We start from the raw sequence: 16111 nt of genomic DNA, 5'->3' as shown, positions 1-16111 counted from the left end.
TCACCATTTATTATTTCTAACGCCAAACCCTCCGTATGTCAAGCAAACTCATCCTACTCGGCCTTTTTGTTGCCAGCATGATACTTTTTTCATTTCGCCCGGATAAGAAAAAAAAGGTATTGTTTTTTGGCGATTCCATCACGCAGGCGGGTGTGCGCCCGGGCGGATACATCAAGGTGATGGATTCCATGCTGCAGCAGCAGGGGCTTTCAGATAAATTTGAATTGATCGGCGCAGGCATCGGTGGCGATAAGATCTATGATCTTTACCTACGCATGGAAAAAGATGTGCTCGAGCAAAAACCGGATATCGTTGTGATCTATGTTGGCGTGAACGATGTGTGGCACAAATCGAGCAGCGGCACCGGCACCGATTACCCTAAATTCGGTCGTTTCTACGAAGCGGTTGTAAACAAATTACAATCTGCCGGCTGCAAAGTGATCGTATGCACCCCTGCGGTGATCGGCGAAAAAACCGATAACTCCAACATGCAGGATGGCGACCTCAACCATTACAGCAACTGGATACGCGAGTACAGCAAAAGGGCAAACCTGCCGCTGGTAGACCTGCGTGCCGCATTCATCAGCTATAATCTCAAGAACAATCTACAGAACAAGGAATCAGGAATTCTTACAACAGACCGCGTTCACCTTACGCCGGCAGGAAACATTTTTGTTGCGGAGCAGATGTGGAACGTGATCAAAACGGTTAATTGATCCTGGTTTTTTGATGCGCGGCGTCATCGAATGAAACCAGCGTGAATGATGGCCGAAACAGATTATTTTAGAAGTAATCACCAATAACCTTTCTCTCATGCCCGGGAAAATAATTGTAACGCTGCTTTTTGTGTTGAGCCTTAGTCTTTCACCATATGCACAACTGTCTGCCGACAAAAGCAGGAATGCGGTATACCTGCTGATCGGCCAATCCAACATGGCGGGAAGGGGAGCGGTGGAAGCCGAAGATTCAACCCCGCACCCGCGCATCTGGATGCTGAACAAAGAAGAGAAATGGGTTCCTGCGCGTGAACCGCTGGCATTCGACAAACCGGCGGTGCTAGGCGTTGGCCCGGGTTATGCTTTTGCAAAAGAAATGGCTAAGACAGACGCGTCGGTTATTTGCCTTGTACCTTCCGCCGTAGGCGGATCAAGGATCGATGTATGGAAACCCGGTGCATACGACAGCGCCACCAAAACCCATCCTTACGACGATGCCATCCGAAGGATAAAAAAAGCGATGGAAACCGGCGAACTCAAAGGTATTCTCTGGCACCAGGGAGAAAGCGATGCGAATGCAAGATTGAGCGGTTCATACGAGGGCAAACTGCGCGAGCTCATTCAACGCTTTCGTTCGGAATTGAATGCGCCCGGTGTCCCTTTTATTTTGGGTGAGATCGGGGATTTCAAACCCGGCGAGAACAAAGAGATCCCTGTCATCAATGCGGTCATCCGCTCGGTAGCGGGCTCCACAAAAAATGCCGCGTTTGTAGAAAACAAGGGCCTTACACACAAAGGCGACTTTTTGCATTTTGACGCTGCATCGGCCCGGGAACTGGGAAAAAGATATGCGGCGGCGTTTCTTTCCGTTCGGCAATAACCATCAGGCATTTCTTCCGGCCCCGGCTGCCATTGGTTTTTGTGAAAATCATTTCCCATCCCACTGGCATAACTATTGTATTTATAGTATAACTAAATTCTTATCCTATGAAAAAGATATTGATTGCCGCAGGCATAGTGGGTACCGCAGCAGCGGGTGTATTCTTTTATATGCGTAACCGCAACAAAACTGCCAAGGCCATGCACAAATTTGCAGATGCAGCAGGTGATGTACACGATGGTGTAAGAAGGTATTTCCGCCGCGCGCACAAAGAAGCAAGACGTGATATGGAAGACGCGATTGCATAATCCATCACCAGACACAAATTTTGAGTAGAGAGTTAAATACAGCGGTACCGGCTTACAAAAGCAGGTACCGCTTATTTTTTGAGCAGTTGCATAAGCAATGCAGAGATCTCTTTTGCCTTGTTCACGATCATAAAATGCCCGCCGTTGCTGATCGTATGATCGGCGTGGATGTTGCGGTAGGGAATCAGCCAGTCGGTATTGCCATGCAGTTGAACAATATTGCCCGGGAAGGTCCTGTTTCTCCAATGCACCACGGCATTGATTGCCCAGCGTGTAAAATCTTTGGGACTGTTGTTCACCATTTTCATGATCTCTTCTTTTTGCGAGCGGTCTTTCACGCCAAACAAATAAAAAAGAAAAGGCGCGGTGAAAGCGGTAACACGTACGGGGAGTATTTTCTGCAAGGGAACATACCGCCCGAGCCTGAAATAAAAAGGAAGCTCCCGTTCGCTTTTTGCGCTAGATATGAGAATAACCTTTTTCACAGGTATCTGCTTCGCGATCTCAACCGCCAGCATACCGCCAAAAGAAAGCCCTACGATCACCGGATCCGGTTCCGTGATCTTTTCGGCCATCCGTTTGGCGTATGATGCCATTGTTTCCTTTGGCGCAGGGGAGAACCAGTTCAGGTAAATGCGTTCGATACCGGGTAGATCGAGCCGGTTAAAAACATGTTCGTCGGCCCCCAATCCCGGTATGAAATAAACTTTCATCACATCACTTTAACAAGGAAATAATTCTTTTTCCCTTTCTGAACAAGTAGGTATTTATCACGCAGCAGGTCGCCTTTTGTTATATGTGTTTTTTCCTGGGTGATCTTTGATTTATTCAATCCCAACCCACCGGCCTGCCACATTTTTCTTGCTTCGCCTTTGCTCGGGAAGATCTGTGCGTCGGCAAGGAAATTCACGATCTCGTAACCCTCATCGAGTGTATTTCGTTGTATCTCGATGGATGGAACGCCTTCCATTACCTGGAGCAGTTGTTCTTCTGAAAGGCTTTGCAGGATCTCGGTTGTAGCATTGCCGAATAATATTTCAGATGCCTTAACGGCAAACTCGTAATCTTCGCGGCTGTGTACAAACGTGGTCACTTCTTCTGCCAGTTTTTTCTGTAATGCCCGTTCATGTGGCGCCGATTCGTGTTGGGCGAGCAGTGCATCTATTTCTGCTTTACCGAGCAGGGTGAAAATTTTGATCCAGCTGGTTGCATCGCTGTCGCTCGCATTCAGCCAGAACTGGTAGAACTGGTAGGGCGATGTTTTTTTTGCGTCGAGCCACACATTTCCTTTTTCCGTTTTGCCAAATTTCCCCCCATCGGCTTTTTTGATGAGCGGGCAGGTAAATGCAAAGGCTTCCCCGCCGGCTTTGCGGCGGATGAGTTCCGTGCCCGTAACTATATTGCCCCACTGGTCGCTGCCACCCATCTGCAGTTTGCAGTTTTTGTTTTGGTATAGCCAGTAAAAATCGTAACCCTGTATCAGCTGGTAGGTAAACTCTGTGAAACTCATGCCTACTTCACTTTCCAGCCGTTTTTTAACGCTGTCTTTCGCCATCATGTAATTCACTGTAATGTGTTTCCCCGCATCGCGTATGAACTGGAGGAACGAGATCTCTTTGAACCAGTCGTAATTGTTCACCATCACCGCCGCATTGGGTTTGCCCGGTGTAAAATCCAGGAACTTCGACAACTGCTTATGAACGCCCGCCTGATTGAACTGCAAAACTTCTTCGCTCAGCAGGTTGCGCTCCTCGCTTTTTCCCGAAGGGTCGCCTACCATACCCGTTGCGCCACCCACAAGGGCATAAGGTTTATGCCCGGCGCGCTGCATGTGCACCAGCAGTAAAATAGGCACCAGGCTGCCGATGTGCAGGCTGTCTGATGTGGGATCGAACCCGATATAACCCGATACCATTTCTTTCTGTAACAATTCTTCCGTACCCGGCATGATGTCCTGTATCATCCCCCGCCATTGTAGTTCTTCGATGAGATTCATTTGGTGTTGCTGATTTTGGGGGCGAAGGTAGGAATTTAGCTGCGAGCGGAGCGCTTTTCGGCCCGAAGCTCGTGGCCGCACCTTACCTTTGCTCCATGAAAAAAGTTGGCGACGGTACCCGCATTCTTAATTTTCTCATCGATACGGCATTCATTTTCCTGGTCGCCTTTGCCGGGTTCAAAACGTGGAACTGGTACGTAATGTACTGGGGGTATACGCCGCATAACTTCGGCTGGTTCTTTGCCGGGGCATTGTTTGTGTACTACCTGCTGTTCGAGGCTCTGTTTACCCGCACCCCGGGCAAATGGTTCACCTATACCAAGGTTGTGAACGACGCAGGCAAAAGGCCATCCCTCATCGCGGTGCTGGTGCGCACACTGGCGAGGTTAACCATCGTGGATCTTTTCTTTATGCCTTTCATCGGGAAACCGCTGCACGACTATATCAGTAAAACAATGGTAGTAGAAGTGTGATGTAGCGTTGGGCGTTTTCCTACTTTTGTATCACATACTTCTCACTCCGCATTCCCTAATTAAACAGCAATGGCCAAGATAGCAATCAACATAGCAACCGGTAGTTTACAACAGGCAGAAATGATCGTGGGCATAGACCTCGGCACCACCAACAGCCTTGTTGCCATCATTCACCCCGAAAGCAAGCAGCCAACGGCGCTTAAAGAACACAATACCAGCAGCCTCGTACCGAGTGTGGTGCATTTCGACGCGCTGGGGAATGCGATCGTGGGAGAAGAAGCGAAAAAATACCTTGAGACCGATCCGCAAAACACCATTTTCAGCGCAAAGCGCCTGATGGGCAAAAGCTACAACGACCTCAAAGCGAACGCAGATTTTTTTACCTACAAGGTGATCGATGATGATACCGATAGCCTGGTAAAAGTTCAGGTGGGCAACCGGTTTTATTCGCCGATCGACCTGTCTTCCTTTATTCTGAAAGAACTAAAGCAAAGGGCCGAACACATTTTAAAAACGCCTGTTACCAAAGCGGTCATTACCGTGCCCGCCTATTTCAACGATGCGCAACGGCAGGCCACCCGCGATGCAGGTAAGCTCGCCGGCCTCGATGTATTGCGTATCGTAAACGAGCCCACGGCCGCGAGCCTTGCGTATGGGCTGGGGCTGAACAAAGACGAAGAAAAAACAATTGCCGTGTACGATCTCGGCGGCGGAACATTCGATATCTCCATTCTCCGCATCAGCAACGGGATCTTTGAAGTGCTGAGCACGAACGGAAATACATACCTGGGCGGCGACGACCTCGACAGGGCCATCGTTTCTTACTGGATGAACGAAGCGGGCATTACTGCAGCCGAACTCAACAGCAATAAAGAATTGTCGCAAGGGCTCCGCCTGCGTGCGGAAGAGGCGAAAAAACATTTGAGCGGGCACGAGCTGTTTGACATCAATTGGAATGGCAATGCATTGTCGATCACCAGGGAAAAATTCGAATCGCTGATCCAGCCGCTGATCGGTCAAACCGTAGAATCGTGTAAGAACGCGTTGAAAGATGCGGGCCTTACCGCAGAAAACATTGATACCATCGTGATGGTGGGTGGCAGCACACGCGTGCCCGCTGTTAAAAATGCCGTGAGCCGTTTTTTCGGCAAGCCGGTAAACGATTCCGTAAATCCCGATGAAGTCGTGGCCCTGGGAGCCGCCGTTCAGGCAGATATTCTTGCGGGAAATAACAAGGATTTTCTCCTGCTCGATATTACTCCTTTGAGCCTCGGCATTGAAACGATGGGAGGGTTGATGGATGTGCTGATACCGCGCAATGCCAAGATCCCAACCAAAGTGGGCAGGCAATACACCACGCAGAAAGATGGACAGGCAAACATGCGCATCTCTGTTTACCAGGGCGAGCGAGACCTGGTAAAAGACAACCGCAAGCTGGCCGAGTTCAGCCTGAAAGGAATTCCGGGGATGCCTGCAGGGTTGCCAAAGGTAGAAGTGAGTTTTCTGATCAATGCCGATGGCATTCTCGTGGTAAAGGCCAAAGAACTGCGCAGCGGCGTGGAACAGGAGATAGAAGTAAAACCACAGTACGGCTTAACAGACGACGAAGTGGAAAAAATGCTGCTCGAAAGCATTACGCATGCCAAAGACGATATGCAGACCCGCGCGTTGGTAGAGGCGAGAACGGAAGGTGAGCAGATTCTCGATGTAACGGAAAAATTCATCGGCAAGAATGCATCTCTTTTATCAAAAGACGAACTGACGCAGACCGCCGATGCGATGCAGGCATTGCAACTCGCCCTGACGATGGAAGACAAGGACCTCATCCATAAAAAAATAGAAGAACTCAACGAGATTTCGCGCCCGTTTGCAGAAAGGGCGATGGACGCAGCGGTAAGCGGCGCTTTGAAAGGAAAAACGATCTGAGTTAGCTGGTGCCCAGCTCCAGCCTTCGCTGCACATATTTTCCCAGGATGTCGAACTCGATATTTACCTGGGTGCCTTTTTTTACCTGGTGAATATTGGTGTGTTCATAAGTATAAGGGATCACCGCGATCGTGAAACTGTCTTTGCCCACGTTGAAACAGGTAAGGCTCGTTCCGTTCACCGCGATGGATCCTTTTTCTATCACCAGGTGCGCAAATTCGCGCGGAAATTGAAAAGTGAATTCCCAGGAACCGTTCAGCTCCCTGCGCTCTGTGCAGGTTGCCGTAGTATCTACATGGCCCTGTACAATGTGCCCGTCAAGACGCCCGTTCATCAACATGCATCTTTCTAGATTTATGTCCATGCCTTCTGTCCAGCTGCCCAGGTCCGTTTTGCGAAGGGTTTCTTCGATTGCGGTAACTACGTGTGCGTTTCCGTCGGTGCTTTCCACCGTAAGGCAAACCCCGTTGTGGCTGACGCTCTGGTCTACCTTCAGCTCCTTTGAAATGGGCGATTCGATCCTGAAGCTGAGGTTGGAGCCGTTTTCGGAGATGGAAACGACCCGGCCGGTGCTTTCGATTATACCTGTAAACATGGGTGCAAGTTAGAACAGGGAAGCAAGAAAACAAGACCGGAAAAGCGGTGAGGGTCTGGACAGGAAAAAGTTGAGAACGATGGCCGCCCGGAACCTCGGGCCCCTATTCAATCAACGGGTTTTCAACTTATACGGACTTTTCCCGCGCCTTGTTCCTTTTTTTTGGAATTTAAAATCGGCCGCCTTATCTTTGCAGTCCTAAAAAAACACCTGAGGAGGTATAATCATTATGCTGATCATCGATTCAAAAGATTGCGAAAACATCGACAAGGCGCTCAAGAAGTACAAGAAAAAGTTTGAAAAAAGCAAAACTTTGCTTCAGTTAAGGGAACGCCAGGCGTTCACCAAGCCTTCAGTCGTTCGTCGTACACAAGTACTGAAAGCAATCTACAAGCAGAACATCGCCAGCGGCAAAATCGAAGGATAATCGTCCTTTTTCCGCTCAACATATGTAAGTAGCCCTGAGTTTACTAACTTTAGGCTACTTTTTTTATGCCCATACCTCAGTATCCCCAGTTGCCCGCGTTTCTCGATTATCTCAAATTCGAGAAGCGTTATTCGCAGCATACCCTTGTCTCGTACCAGAACGATCTCGAGCAGTTCTTTGCCTACCTGGCGAGCCAGTTTGATGCGCCGCCGGTAGACAAGATCACGGCCATGTATGTACGCAGCTGGCTGGCAGAGCTGAAAGAGGAAGGGATCAGCTCAAAATCCATCAACCGGAAAATATCTTCCCTGCGTTCCTTTTTCAAATACCAGATGAAAACAGGCGGGTTGAAACAAACCCCCATGACCACGGTAACGGCCCCCCGTGTGAGCAAACGCCTGCCGGTGTTCGTGGCCGAAAAAGACATGGCAACGCTGTTTGCGCATGTGGAATTCCCGGACGACTGGAAAGGGAGAACCGAGCGGCTGGTACTGCAGCTGTTTTACAACACGGGGATGCGCCTGAGCGAGTTGATCAACCTGAAGGAGTCGCAGCTCGACCCCTCGCATTCGCAGGTGAAAGTGTTGGGGAAGGGGAACAAGGAACGCATCATTCCCATATCAAAAGAGCTGGTGAGCGACCTGCAGCAGTACATCGGGGAGAAGCCCGGAAGCGGTGCCGGGGTGCCCAATATTTTTGTTACCGAAAAGGGCAAACCGTTGCAGCCGAGAACGGTGTATGCATTTGTAAAAAAGCAACTCGGCGCCGTAACCACCGTTGAGAAAAAAAGCCCCCATATCCTGCGCCATAGTTTTGCCACGCACCTGATGAACAACGGCGCGGATCTCAATGCAGTAAAGGAATTGCTGGGGCACAGCAGTCTCGCCGCCACCCAGGTTTACACCCACAATACCATCGAAAAACTGAAGGAAGTTTTCAAGAAAGCGCACCCGAAAGCATAGGGCGGCAAGAGGTATTAAAATCTTTAAAAAATTCCGGGTTTTATTCGTTTTTTGATGCGGTTTTAAGTACCTTGTTGATCCCGATAAACCACTGCAAAGTGTACGGGTAAATAGATAAAAGTTCTTTTACATATTATTTTTTCACCGATTAAACGTGAGTTGCTATGAACGTTAACATTCAAACTGTGCATTTTGACGCAGACGACAAATTGGTAGAGTATGTTTCAAGAAAGATCGAGAAGCTGAACACATTTCACGACAGCATTCTGAAGGTTGATCTTTTCCTGAAGCTGGACAATGTGGTTCACACGATCAAAGACAAGGTGGCGGAGATCAGGATCCATGTTCCCAGGTATGATTTTTTTGCAAAAGCTTCCTCGAAATCATTTGAAGAATCATTTGACAACGCGATGGATTCTATTGTTTCACAGATAAAGCGTAAAAAAGAAAAATTAGCAGCGTAAAAACAAAAACAAGGCTTCCTGCAGGTTAACTTTTGGAAAGTTTCAGGCTTTCGAAAGGTTCAGACAAACAGGGAGCCTTTTTTATTAGACCCATTTTATGAAGAAAAACCTCTCTTGCATTCTTGTTCTTTGCCTGGCCGCCTGCTCGCAGGGACAGCGCGAAACCTTTGCCCATATTACGCAGCGGCAGCTCGACAGTAGTGGGAAAGTGATGATCACCTACCAGTTCAGGGCAGGGGACGGGGTTGTGAAAGACAGCATGGAAGTACAAAAATCCATTGTTGTTCCGCACGATTCGGTGAAGGTGGTTTATGAGGCGGCAGACCCCTCAAAGAGCCACCTGGTGCTACCCTGAAAAAGCCATTTGAAAGAACGGGCCGGAAACATGTTGAAAACTGGCTGAAAAATTTCTTTTCAAAATTTTGCCGAATTAAGTTTTCCATTACCTTTGCCATCCCAAAAAAAACGAACAGTTCTTTGTATTTTGAAATTTTGGAAAATGAAATTGGGAAATTGGAAATAAAAACCCCAATATTGCACCTCCAAAATAAACGCCGAAGTAGCTCAGTTGGTAGAGCAGCTGATTTGTAATCAGCAGGTCGCGGGTTCGAGTCCCATCTTCGGCTCTGGTAAGTTAGGAGTTAGAAGTTTGGAGCCAGGAGTAAAAAACTACTGCCTGCTCCAAACTCCTGACTTTTGACTGTTTCGGGCAGATGGCCGAGTGGTTAAAGGCGACAGACTGTAAATCTGTTCTCTCACGAGTACGTAGGTTCGAACCCTACTCTGCCCACTCGACCGCCATAGCTTCAGCGAAGGCGGTCTGACTATAAACGACCAAGATCTTATATCGAAACCGTTGCAAAACGGTTGAAATAGGGGTTGAAAGGTTGTTTTGAAGTTCTTTAAGTTCGATCCACCCGACCGCCATAGCTTCAGCGAAGGCGGTCTGACAATGAACGACCAAACACTTCTATCGAAATCGGATAAATCGGTTGAAATAGGGGTGGAGAGGTTGTTTTGAAGTTCTTTAAGTTCGATCCACTCGACCGCCATAGCTTCAGCGAAGGCGGTCTGACAATGAACGACCAAAGATCTTGTATCGAAACTGTTGGAAAACGGTTGAAATAGGATTGAAAGTTGTTTTGAAGTTCTTTAAGTTCGATCCACCTACGCCGAGGCTTCGGTGGATAAAAGCGGAAGTAGCTCAATTGGTAGAGCGATAGCCTTCCAAGCTATAGGTCGCGAGTTCGACCCTCGTCTTCCGCTCTGTTCAGTTAGAAGTCTGGAGTCAGAGGTCTGGGTAATCCTTACTCCAGGTTTCCGACTCCAACCTCCTGACTCACAAAAGCCGTCGTAGCTCAGGGGTAGAGCACTTCCTTGGTAGGGAAGAGGTCATGGGTTCGATTCCCATTGACGGCTCTAACAGAAGAAACCGTGCGCAAGATCCCGAAAGGGAAAAAATAGTTTTAAACCGGCTGCAAGGCCCTAATTTTTTAAACACAACTAAAAACCGATAAAAATGTCTAAAGAGACCTTTAAGAGGGAAAAACCTCACGTAAACGTTGGTACCATTGGTCACGTTGACCACGGTAAAACAACCCTGACAGCCGCCATTACCACGATTTTATCGAAAAAAGGTCTGGCGAGTGCAAAGAAGTATGATGAGATCGATGGTGCGCCTGAAGAAAAAGAGCGTGGTATCACAATCAATACTGCACACGTAGAATACCAAACTGCAAACCGTCACTATGCGCACGTTGACTGTCCAGGTCACGCCGACTATGTGAAAAATATGATTACCGGTGCTGCCCAGATGGACGGCGCTATCCTGGTTGTTGCTGCGACTGATGGTCCGATGCCACAAACCAAAGAGCACATCCTTCTTGCCCGCCAGGTAGGTGTACCTAAGATCGTTGTATTCATGAACAAGGTTGACCTTGTTGACGATCCTGAACTGCTGGAACTCGTTGAAATGGAGATCCGCGAATTGTTGAGCTCTTATGGATTTGATGGTGACAACACACCGATCATCCAGGGTTCTGCTACAGGTGCATTGGCTGAAGATCCAAAATGGGTTGGTAAGATCGATGAACTGATGGATGCTGTTGATACCTACATCCCACTGCCTCCGCGCCCGGTTGATATGGCGTTCCTGATGTCTGTGGAAGATGTATTCTCTATCACAGGTCGTGGTACAGTTGCTACAGGCCGTATCGAGCGTGGTATCATCAAAGTTGGTGAGCCGGTTGAGATCGTTGGTCTGATGGAAGCTCCACTGTCTTCTACATGTACAGGTGTTGAGATGTTCAAAAAATTGCTTGACGAAGGTCAGGCTGGTGATAACGCAGGTCTCCTGTTGCGTGGTATCGAGAAAAAAGATATCCGTCGCGGTATGGTAATCTGTAAACCAGGTTCAATCACTCCACACACCGAGTTCAAAGGTGAGGTGTATGTATTGAGCAAAGAAGAAGGTGGACGTCACACGCCATTCTTCAACAAATACCGTCCACAGTTCTATTTCCGTACTACAGATGTAACTGGTGAAGTTACTTTGCCTGCAGGAACAGAAATGGTAATGCCTGGCGACAACATCGGTCTTTCTGTAAAACTGATCCAGCCAATTGCGATGGAGAAAGGTCTGAAATTCGCGATCCGCGAAGGTGGACGTACAGTAGGTGCCGGCCAGGTTACTGAAATTGTAAAATAAGCTGCTAGCTGTAAGCTTTTAGCTTTTAGTAAATGTAAATTCCATACATTTGCGACATAACTTCTAAAAGCTGTTCCGTAAAAGGGATAGCTTTTAGTTTTCTACGGGCATCGTACAACGGTTAGTATTAAGGTCTCCAAAACCTTCGATCTGGGTTCGAATCCTAGTGCCCGTGCTCCGTCCACCGAAGCGTCAGCGAAGGTGGGCACCGTTCACCAAGCTTCAGCGAAGGTGGGCTCCGTCCACCGAAGCTTCAGCGAAGGTGGGCTCCGTTCACCGAAGCTTCAGCAAAGGCGGACCCCGTCCACCGAAGCTCCAGCAAAGGTGGACCACGTTCACCAAGCTTCAGCGAAGGTGAACATCCTTCACCAGGCCTCAGCGAAGATGGGCTAGTCACCTTCGCTGAAGCTTCGGTGACTAAAACAAAAAAAATGAACAAGATCGCAACTTATTTCAAAGAGAGCTACCACGAGCTGATGACGAAAGTAACCTGGCCTTCATGGTCGCAGTTACAACAGAGCACAGTGATCGTACTGGTGGCAACTGTTATCATTACAGCAATGGTGGCATTGATGGATTTCGGAAGCAGCCAGTTGTTAAAGCTGATTTATTCATTATTCAAGTAAACACAGCATGGACGAGCAAGTTGTAGAATCAGCAGGTGTTGAAAGTGCTGCGCCACAGGCGGAAACCAAATGGTATGTGCTTCGCGTGGTGAGCGGTAAGGAGCGTAAAGTAAAAGAATACCTCGATAAAGACATCATCCGCAGCGGTTGGCAGGAGATCATCAAACAGATCTTCCTTCCAATGGAAAAAGTGTACAAAGTGCAGAACGGTAAAAAAGTGATGCGCGAGAAAAACTATTTCCCGGGTTATGTAATGATGGAAGTGCTGGATGGCAAACTGAACGACGATATTGTTCAGCACATCAGCAACATCAGCAACGTAATGCACTTCCTCACCGATGGCAAAGGCTCAAAAGGCAACATCATCTCCCTCCGCAAAAGCGAAGTAAACAAAATGCTGGGTAAGGTAGACGAGATGAACGACCAGGGCGTAACCATGAGCGAACCATTCATCGTGGGAGAAACCATCAAGATCATCGAAGGGCCTTTCAACGATTTCAATGGCGTGATCGAAGACGTGAACGACGAGAAAAAGAAACTCAAGGTAACCGTGAAGATCTTCGGACGTTCAACCCCGGTGGAGCTGAGTTATATGCAGGTGGAGAAAATCAGCTAAGTCGCTTTTTTTTAGAATATTGCAAATTTTTACACGAAAGGTCAGCTGTTTTGCAGATGACCTTTTATTTTTACCACAACAATAAACAATGGCCAGGGCCCGGAAGCCGCAGCCGTTCAAAAAAAAACTTTATGAAAAAGATCCTCCTTCTCGCAGCAGTTACTTTCGCCGGTTTCGCGGCAAATGCACAGCCACCAAAAGTAGCGGCAGACAAAGGCGCAACGTTCGGCGCCCCGGGTGTTACGGCAGACAATGCTGTTCCGGTTGAACAGATGATCGCCGATATGAAAGGCAAAACAGGTAAAGTGGATGTTAAGATCAAAGGAACCGTTACAGAGGTTTGCCAGGAAATGGGCTGCTGGATCAAGGTAAAAACCGCCGATGGCGCCACAACGGTTCGTATGAAAGACCATAAATTTTTCGTTCCGGTTATCCTCAGCGGCAAACAGATCGTGATCGATGGAACGGCAGAAGAAAGAGTGTCTACCGTAGAACAACTTCGTCACCTCGCTGAAGATGGCGGTAAATCGAAAGAAGAAATTGCAAAGATCACAGAGCCTAAAAAGGAAATCGTGATTCAGGCAAAGAGCATCCTGGTTCTGTAAGGTCAATCTAAAATATAGTTTGTTTAATTAATTGTATTAACAATGCCATCGCTACCGGTGGCATTTGTTTTATGAAAGGGTAGGAAATATTTACGTTTAATTTTTATATTAAAAAAATACATGTAGCTTAACGATGTGCAAAAAAAGGCATCACTCCCCGAATGCCGCCCGGATTTTGTGGCGTTTACACTGCAAACTGTGACTATGGAAATTGTGACCGGGACAAATGCAAGCTAATTGCAACACTCTGTTGGGATTTATGGATTCCAGCATTGGGCGGAGGAACAAGCTGGGGGGACGGATCCGGTTACGGGAGCAATCCAGGTCAAGTTGGTGGCGGATCAAGCGGTGGTGGAAACAATAATACTGGGCCTGACCCAAATCCACCAGTTCCTTGCGAAGAGTCGCCATGGCAGGCTTCAAAACCTTCGGCACCGGTCAATGGGCAAGTAAGAAAAGATGGTGTTCTATGCCCGGATTCACCTGTATCTGGTTGGGCCCCTACCACTCTGCCTTATCAACCTCCCCAAGGAGTAGCGGATGAACAAGAAGCCAACGCTTCGGATAATGATCCTGAAAATGCATGGTGGGATGACAACACTTTCGACCCCAATACGGTTTACCAGCCGCAAGCCAAACCGAATTGGACGGCTGTATTTAACGCATATCCAAAAGATGCAAATGGCAATGATATGCCCGTTGCTGGAGTATGCGCGTTGATAGGGGGACAGGTTGAGACCATGTTTAACCAGGGAAATATTTCTAACGCCTGCGCCTTAAGGGTCTCTCGCGCCCTAAATTATGCCGGCATTATTATTCCCGCGATCCCCGGGCAGACACGTACGGGTTCGGACAGCAAAAATTATTTTTTGTTGGCGTCGCATCTAAAAAACTGGCTTGTTAAAACATTTGGGCCTCCTGATATTCACAAAACTTCTGCCGATGGAGCGCCCAACGGAACTAACTTTCAGAATCAACTGATCGGAACGCAGAACAGGGGCATTTATATTATGAAACCAACTTCAGCTACAAATTTCGGTGCATCCGGACATGCCACTTTATGGGGAGGAATGGACTGCATAGGCCAACACAATTATTTTGCTGCAGCGAGCGATGTTTTTATCTGGAAACTCCCTCAATAAATATTGCATGAAAACAATCAAACTGTTTTTTTTCCTAGCATCCCTGCTGCTGTCAATAGCATGTAAAACCATCCGTAACGCCGAAAGTAGAACATTGTTAAAAGAATATGCTCTCTGCAAATGCGTGGAGTACGCATCCGCAGATGGGCTTTTCTCGAATGACATAAGCAGGACGGTTTACCGAGATGTTTCTCGGTATGATCTTGACGTTTACGATGAGATCGACGTGTTTTCAAAGACATACGCCAGGAAAATTCAACCTTCGGTCATCGCCGATCATGAGGGTAAAAAAGCCGCTTTTTTTGAGTGTTTTAAATTTTTTAAAAGCAGGTCTCTCGATTCATTGGCGAAAAAGATGGATAACAAGCGCGTGAAAGAGTGATCTATTAATGTCCATGAAAAAAAATTCAGTTGTGCGTATTGTTGTTTCAGTCAATGGCTCGGATGCAAAAATGGGGACTAAACCTTTTGGAGAAAAGACGACGGATGGCGAAGACAAAGTACGAGCCGACAATATGGTGAAATGGGCGTTGGATGGTTTTGGAGAAATAGCTTTTGTTGCAATTGTCAATCAAAACAGTGCGACGAAGGATCTACTTATCCTCAATGTGCATGATAGTATATGTAATCCTCCGTCCGCAAAGTCCTCTTTAGCTAAAGGTTATCCTCAAAATCAGTTTTTGTCTTTCAGGAATTTATTAGCCTCCAATACCTGTTCAAAGAACGTGTATCCTTTCCATAGGGCACGGGACGCAGATGGCTACCGGAAAAACGGTGCTCCGTATCAATACAAAGATGGAACCGTGCAGAATTATACAGACGATAACGGGAACAAATATGCTGTTTTTACATATGCCTCTAATGGTACACAGGTTAAATTTCCGGGAGCTACCATCACTGATATGGGCGTGCAGACGGGGGCAGGTGTAACGACCCATAATGGGGGAATACATCTGAGTACATCAAATAATGGCATCGAAGATATGGAGCATGAATACGGTCATTATCTTCAGACTCTTGCTGTCGGATTTTTTGATTATTATACGAAGCTTGTTCCGGCCAGTTTGAAATCCGCAACTTTACACCGGAATCAACATCGGTTTTTTTGGACAGAAGTTGCTGCCAATCGAACATCTGTGCTTTTCTTTGGACCAACATCTGCGATTGCACTTAGTACTTATTATCCCAAATAAATCTGTTCATGAAGAAGTGGACATTGATTCTTTGTATTTTTTGTCTTTGTAAATGTGCAATGGATTATTCGGTCGTGTCGAATATCAAGAATAGTTCGGGTGTTGCGGTAAGAGTAGAGATTCAATTCGGCAGGTATTTTTTCGATAGTGTTTTTCGCGCTGATAGAGAAAAAATACGGTTGTCGATACAGCATATCAATGAACAGGCAGGCGTGCCTTATATGTTTGATTCTTCTGGTCTTATTACAAAATATTTGCTCGAAGCGGATAAAATCCTGCAGGTAGATAATACCAAAGGAGGCGCCGGTGTTGTTCCTAATCATGAAACAATTGAACGGATAACGATAACCACAAAAGGGAATGTTCATGTGTATGAACAAAAAGACCTTGATACTTTATTTAAGAAAAAAGACAATGCCACTTGGGAACTTTTAATCAGGTAGCAGCCCTACTGAATCCGGCGAGGTAAAAGGCA

General features: G+C 47.3%; 20 protein-coding genes and 5 tRNA genes. 22 read left to right on the top strand and 3 right to left on the bottom strand.

All coding sequences use genetic code 11. The features are described 5' to 3' along the window. The first annotated feature begins 35 nt into the window (after nucleotides 1-35). The 3 genes from GWC95_RS13300 to GWC95_RS13290 all read left to right on the top strand — a co-directional run bounded on the left by GWC95_RS13300 (nucleotide 36) and on the right by GWC95_RS13290 (nucleotide 1904). Nucleotides 36-716, top strand: coding sequence for an SGNH/GDSL hydrolase family protein (locus GWC95_RS13300; protein WP_161819212.1), 681 nt, complete (start codon nucleotides 36-38; stop codon nucleotides 714-716). Between the two features lie 97 nt (nucleotides 717-813). After that, nucleotides 814-1596 carry a sialate O-acetylesterase gene (locus GWC95_RS13295; RefSeq protein ID WP_161819211.1) on the top strand — a complete coding sequence of 261 codons (783 nt, stop codon included), beginning with the start codon at nucleotides 814-816 and terminating at the stop codon, nucleotides 1594-1596. A 107-nt stretch (nucleotides 1597-1703) separates the two neighbouring features. Next, nucleotides 1704-1904 carry a hypothetical protein gene (locus GWC95_RS13290; protein WP_161819210.1) on the top strand — a complete coding sequence of 67 codons (201 nt, stop codon included), beginning with the start codon at nucleotides 1704-1706 and terminating at the stop codon, nucleotides 1902-1904. A gap of 71 nt (nucleotides 1905-1975) precedes the next feature. Here GWC95_RS13290 and GWC95_RS13285 read toward each other — a convergent pair whose 3' ends face one another. Continuing rightward, nucleotides 1976-2617, bottom strand: a complete 642-nt coding sequence (locus GWC95_RS13285) for an alpha/beta fold hydrolase (RefSeq protein WP_161819209.1) — start codon at nucleotides 2615-2617, stop codon at nucleotides 1976-1978. Further along, nucleotides 2617-3900 (bottom strand): tyrosine--tRNA ligase, encoded by a 1284-nt coding sequence (gene tyrS / locus GWC95_RS13280; protein ID WP_161819208.1) that lies wholly within the window; start codon nucleotides 3898-3900, stop codon nucleotides 2617-2619. The genes GWC95_RS13285 and tyrS overlap by 1 nt, the downstream gene beginning before the upstream one ends. Nucleotides 3901-3995: 95 nt before the next feature. Here tyrS and GWC95_RS13275 point away from each other — a divergent pair, with 95 nt between their 5' ends. Then, complete coding sequence (locus GWC95_RS13275) at nucleotides 3996-4373, top strand: RDD family protein (protein WP_161819207.1); 378 nt, start codon at nucleotides 3996-3998, stop codon at nucleotides 4371-4373. Nucleotides 4374-4442: 69 nt separating this feature from the next. Beyond that, nucleotides 4443-6299, top strand: coding sequence for a Fe-S protein assembly chaperone HscA (gene hscA / locus GWC95_RS13270; RefSeq protein WP_161819206.1), 1857 nt, complete (start codon nucleotides 4443-4445; stop codon nucleotides 6297-6299). A gap of 1 nt (nucleotide 6300) precedes the next feature. Here hscA and GWC95_RS13265 read toward each other — a convergent pair whose 3' ends face one another. Continuing rightward, nucleotides 6301-6894 (bottom strand): riboflavin synthase, encoded by a 594-nt coding sequence (locus tag GWC95_RS13265; protein ID WP_161819205.1) that lies wholly within the window; start codon nucleotides 6892-6894, stop codon nucleotides 6301-6303. A gap of 229 nt (nucleotides 6895-7123) precedes the next feature. On the opposite strand from GWC95_RS13265, the gene rpsU reads away from it, so the two are divergent. The 17 genes from rpsU to GWC95_RS13180 all read left to right on the top strand — a co-directional run bounded on the left by rpsU (nucleotide 7124) and on the right by GWC95_RS13180 (nucleotide 16079). Then, complete coding sequence (gene rpsU, locus GWC95_RS13260; protein ID WP_161819204.1) at nucleotides 7124-7321, top strand: 30S ribosomal protein S21; 198 nt, start codon at nucleotides 7124-7126, stop codon at nucleotides 7319-7321. 65 nt (nucleotides 7322-7386) lie between these two features. Continuing rightward, a complete protein-coding gene (locus GWC95_RS13255) occupies nucleotides 7387-8283 on the top strand; it encodes a tyrosine-type recombinase/integrase (RefSeq protein WP_161819203.1) in 897 nt (298 codons plus the stop codon). 164 nt (nucleotides 8284-8447) lie between these two features. After that, nucleotides 8448-8747 carry a ribosome hibernation-promoting factor, HPF/YfiA family gene (gene hpf / locus GWC95_RS13250; protein ID WP_161819202.1) on the top strand — a complete coding sequence of 100 codons (300 nt, stop codon included), beginning with the start codon at nucleotides 8448-8450 and terminating at the stop codon, nucleotides 8745-8747. A gap of 97 nt (nucleotides 8748-8844) precedes the next feature. Continuing rightward, complete coding sequence (locus GWC95_RS13245; RefSeq protein ID WP_161819201.1) at nucleotides 8845-9102, top strand: hypothetical protein; 258 nt, start codon at nucleotides 8845-8847, stop codon at nucleotides 9100-9102. Nucleotides 9103-9300: 198 nt separating this feature from the next. Beyond that, a tRNA-Thr gene (locus GWC95_RS13240) sits at nucleotides 9301-9373 on the top strand. 81 nt (nucleotides 9374-9454) lie between these two features. Continuing rightward, nucleotides 9455-9537, top strand: a tRNA-Tyr gene (locus tag GWC95_RS13235). A 403-nt stretch (nucleotides 9538-9940) separates the two neighbouring features. After that, a tRNA-Gly gene (locus GWC95_RS13230) sits at nucleotides 9941-10013 on the top strand. Between the two features lie 81 nt (nucleotides 10014-10094). Continuing rightward, nucleotides 10095-10166: transfer RNA gene (locus tag GWC95_RS13225), tRNA-Thr, on the top strand. 100 nt (nucleotides 10167-10266) lie between these two features. Continuing rightward, complete coding sequence (tuf, locus tag GWC95_RS13220) at nucleotides 10267-11454, top strand: elongation factor Tu (RefSeq protein WP_161819200.1); 1188 nt, start codon at nucleotides 10267-10269, stop codon at nucleotides 11452-11454. A 103-nt stretch (nucleotides 11455-11557) separates the two neighbouring features. Next, nucleotides 11558-11629, top strand: a tRNA-Trp gene (locus GWC95_RS13215). Nucleotides 11630-11885: 256 nt separating this feature from the next. After that, nucleotides 11886-12080, top strand: coding sequence for a preprotein translocase subunit SecE (secE, locus tag GWC95_RS13210; protein ID WP_161819199.1), 195 nt, complete (start codon nucleotides 11886-11888; stop codon nucleotides 12078-12080). Nucleotides 12081-12087: 7 nt separating this feature from the next. Next, nucleotides 12088-12696 (top strand): transcription termination/antitermination protein NusG, encoded by a 609-nt coding sequence (gene nusG, locus GWC95_RS13205; RefSeq protein WP_161819198.1) that lies wholly within the window; start codon nucleotides 12088-12090, stop codon nucleotides 12694-12696. Between the two features lie 131 nt (nucleotides 12697-12827). Beyond that, on the top strand, nucleotides 12828-13301 hold the full coding sequence (locus tag GWC95_RS13200) for a DUF4920 domain-containing protein (RefSeq protein WP_161819197.1): 474 nt from the start codon (nucleotides 12828-12830) through the stop codon (nucleotides 13299-13301). 161 nt (nucleotides 13302-13462) lie between these two features. Next, entirely contained in the window at nucleotides 13463-14443 is a 981-nt protein-coding gene (locus tag GWC95_RS13195) for a T6SS effector amidase Tae4 family protein (protein ID WP_161819196.1), read from the top strand. Between the two features lie 7 nt (nucleotides 14444-14450). Beyond that, nucleotides 14451-14825 (top strand): hypothetical protein, encoded by a 375-nt coding sequence (locus tag GWC95_RS13190; protein ID WP_161819195.1) that lies wholly within the window; start codon nucleotides 14451-14453, stop codon nucleotides 14823-14825. A gap of 13 nt (nucleotides 14826-14838) precedes the next feature. Then, nucleotides 14839-15636, top strand: a complete 798-nt coding sequence (locus tag GWC95_RS13185) for a hypothetical protein (RefSeq protein ID WP_161819194.1) — start codon at nucleotides 14839-14841, stop codon at nucleotides 15634-15636. Between the two features lie 8 nt (nucleotides 15637-15644). Beyond that, nucleotides 15645-16079, top strand: coding sequence for a hypothetical protein (locus tag GWC95_RS13180; RefSeq protein ID WP_161819193.1), 435 nt, complete (start codon nucleotides 15645-15647; stop codon nucleotides 16077-16079). Nucleotides 16080-16111: the final 32 nt, after the last annotated feature.

This window comes from Sediminibacterium roseum, assembly GCF_009939005.1.
In the GTDB taxonomy this organism is placed as follows: Bacteria; Bacteroidota; Bacteroidia; order Chitinophagales; family Chitinophagaceae; genus Sediminibacterium; species Sediminibacterium roseum.
This window is presented reverse-complemented; position numbering and strand designations above follow the sequence as displayed.

Excerpts from the sequence above, each read along its gene's own strand:
- GWC95_RS13300 (WP_161819212.1), top strand. The coding sequence starts at position 36 with ATGTCAAGCAAACTCATCCTACTCGGCCTTTTTGTTGCCAGCATGATA.
- GWC95_RS13295 (WP_161819211.1), top strand. The coding sequence starts at position 814 with ATGCCCGGGAAAATAATTGTAACGCTGCTTTTTGTGTTGAGCCTTAGT.
- GWC95_RS13290 (WP_161819210.1), top strand. The coding sequence starts at position 1,704 with ATGAAAAAGATATTGATTGCCGCAGGCATAGTGGGTACCGCAGCAGCG.
- GWC95_RS13285 (WP_161819209.1), bottom strand. The coding sequence starts at position 2,617 with ATGAAAGTTTATTTCATACCGGGATTGGGGGCCGACGAACATGTTTTT.
- tyrS (WP_161819208.1), bottom strand. The coding sequence starts at position 3,900 with ATGAATCTCATCGAAGAACTACAATGGCGGGGGATGATACAGGACATC.
- GWC95_RS13275 (WP_161819207.1), top strand. The coding sequence starts at position 3,996 with ATGAAAAAAGTTGGCGACGGTACCCGCATTCTTAATTTTCTCATCGAT.
- hscA (WP_161819206.1), top strand. The coding sequence starts at position 4,443 with ATGGCCAAGATAGCAATCAACATAGCAACCGGTAGTTTACAACAGGCA.
- GWC95_RS13265 (WP_161819205.1), bottom strand. The coding sequence starts at position 6,894 with ATGTTTACAGGTATAATCGAAAGCACCGGCCGGGTCGTTTCCATCTCC.
- rpsU (WP_161819204.1), top strand. The coding sequence starts at position 7,124 with ATGCTGATCATCGATTCAAAAGATTGCGAAAACATCGACAAGGCGCTC.
- GWC95_RS13255 (WP_161819203.1), top strand. The coding sequence starts at position 7,387 with ATGCCCATACCTCAGTATCCCCAGTTGCCCGCGTTTCTCGATTATCTC.
- hpf (WP_161819202.1), top strand. The coding sequence starts at position 8,448 with ATGAACGTTAACATTCAAACTGTGCATTTTGACGCAGACGACAAATTG.
- GWC95_RS13245 (WP_161819201.1), top strand. The coding sequence starts at position 8,845 with ATGAAGAAAAACCTCTCTTGCATTCTTGTTCTTTGCCTGGCCGCCTGC.
- tuf (WP_161819200.1), top strand. The coding sequence starts at position 10,267 with ATGTCTAAAGAGACCTTTAAGAGGGAAAAACCTCACGTAAACGTTGGT.
- secE (WP_161819199.1), top strand. The coding sequence starts at position 11,886 with ATGAACAAGATCGCAACTTATTTCAAAGAGAGCTACCACGAGCTGATG.
- nusG (WP_161819198.1), top strand. The coding sequence starts at position 12,088 with ATGGACGAGCAAGTTGTAGAATCAGCAGGTGTTGAAAGTGCTGCGCCA.
- GWC95_RS13200 (WP_161819197.1), top strand. The coding sequence starts at position 12,828 with ATGAAAAAGATCCTCCTTCTCGCAGCAGTTACTTTCGCCGGTTTCGCG.
- GWC95_RS13195 (WP_161819196.1), top strand. The coding sequence starts at position 13,463 with ATGCCGCCCGGATTTTGTGGCGTTTACACTGCAAACTGTGACTATGGA.
- GWC95_RS13190 (WP_161819195.1), top strand. The coding sequence starts at position 14,451 with ATGAAAACAATCAAACTGTTTTTTTTCCTAGCATCCCTGCTGCTGTCA.
- GWC95_RS13185 (WP_161819194.1), top strand. The coding sequence starts at position 14,839 with ATGAAAAAAAATTCAGTTGTGCGTATTGTTGTTTCAGTCAATGGCTCG.
- GWC95_RS13180 (WP_161819193.1), top strand. The coding sequence starts at position 15,645 with ATGAAGAAGTGGACATTGATTCTTTGTATTTTTTGTCTTTGTAAATGT.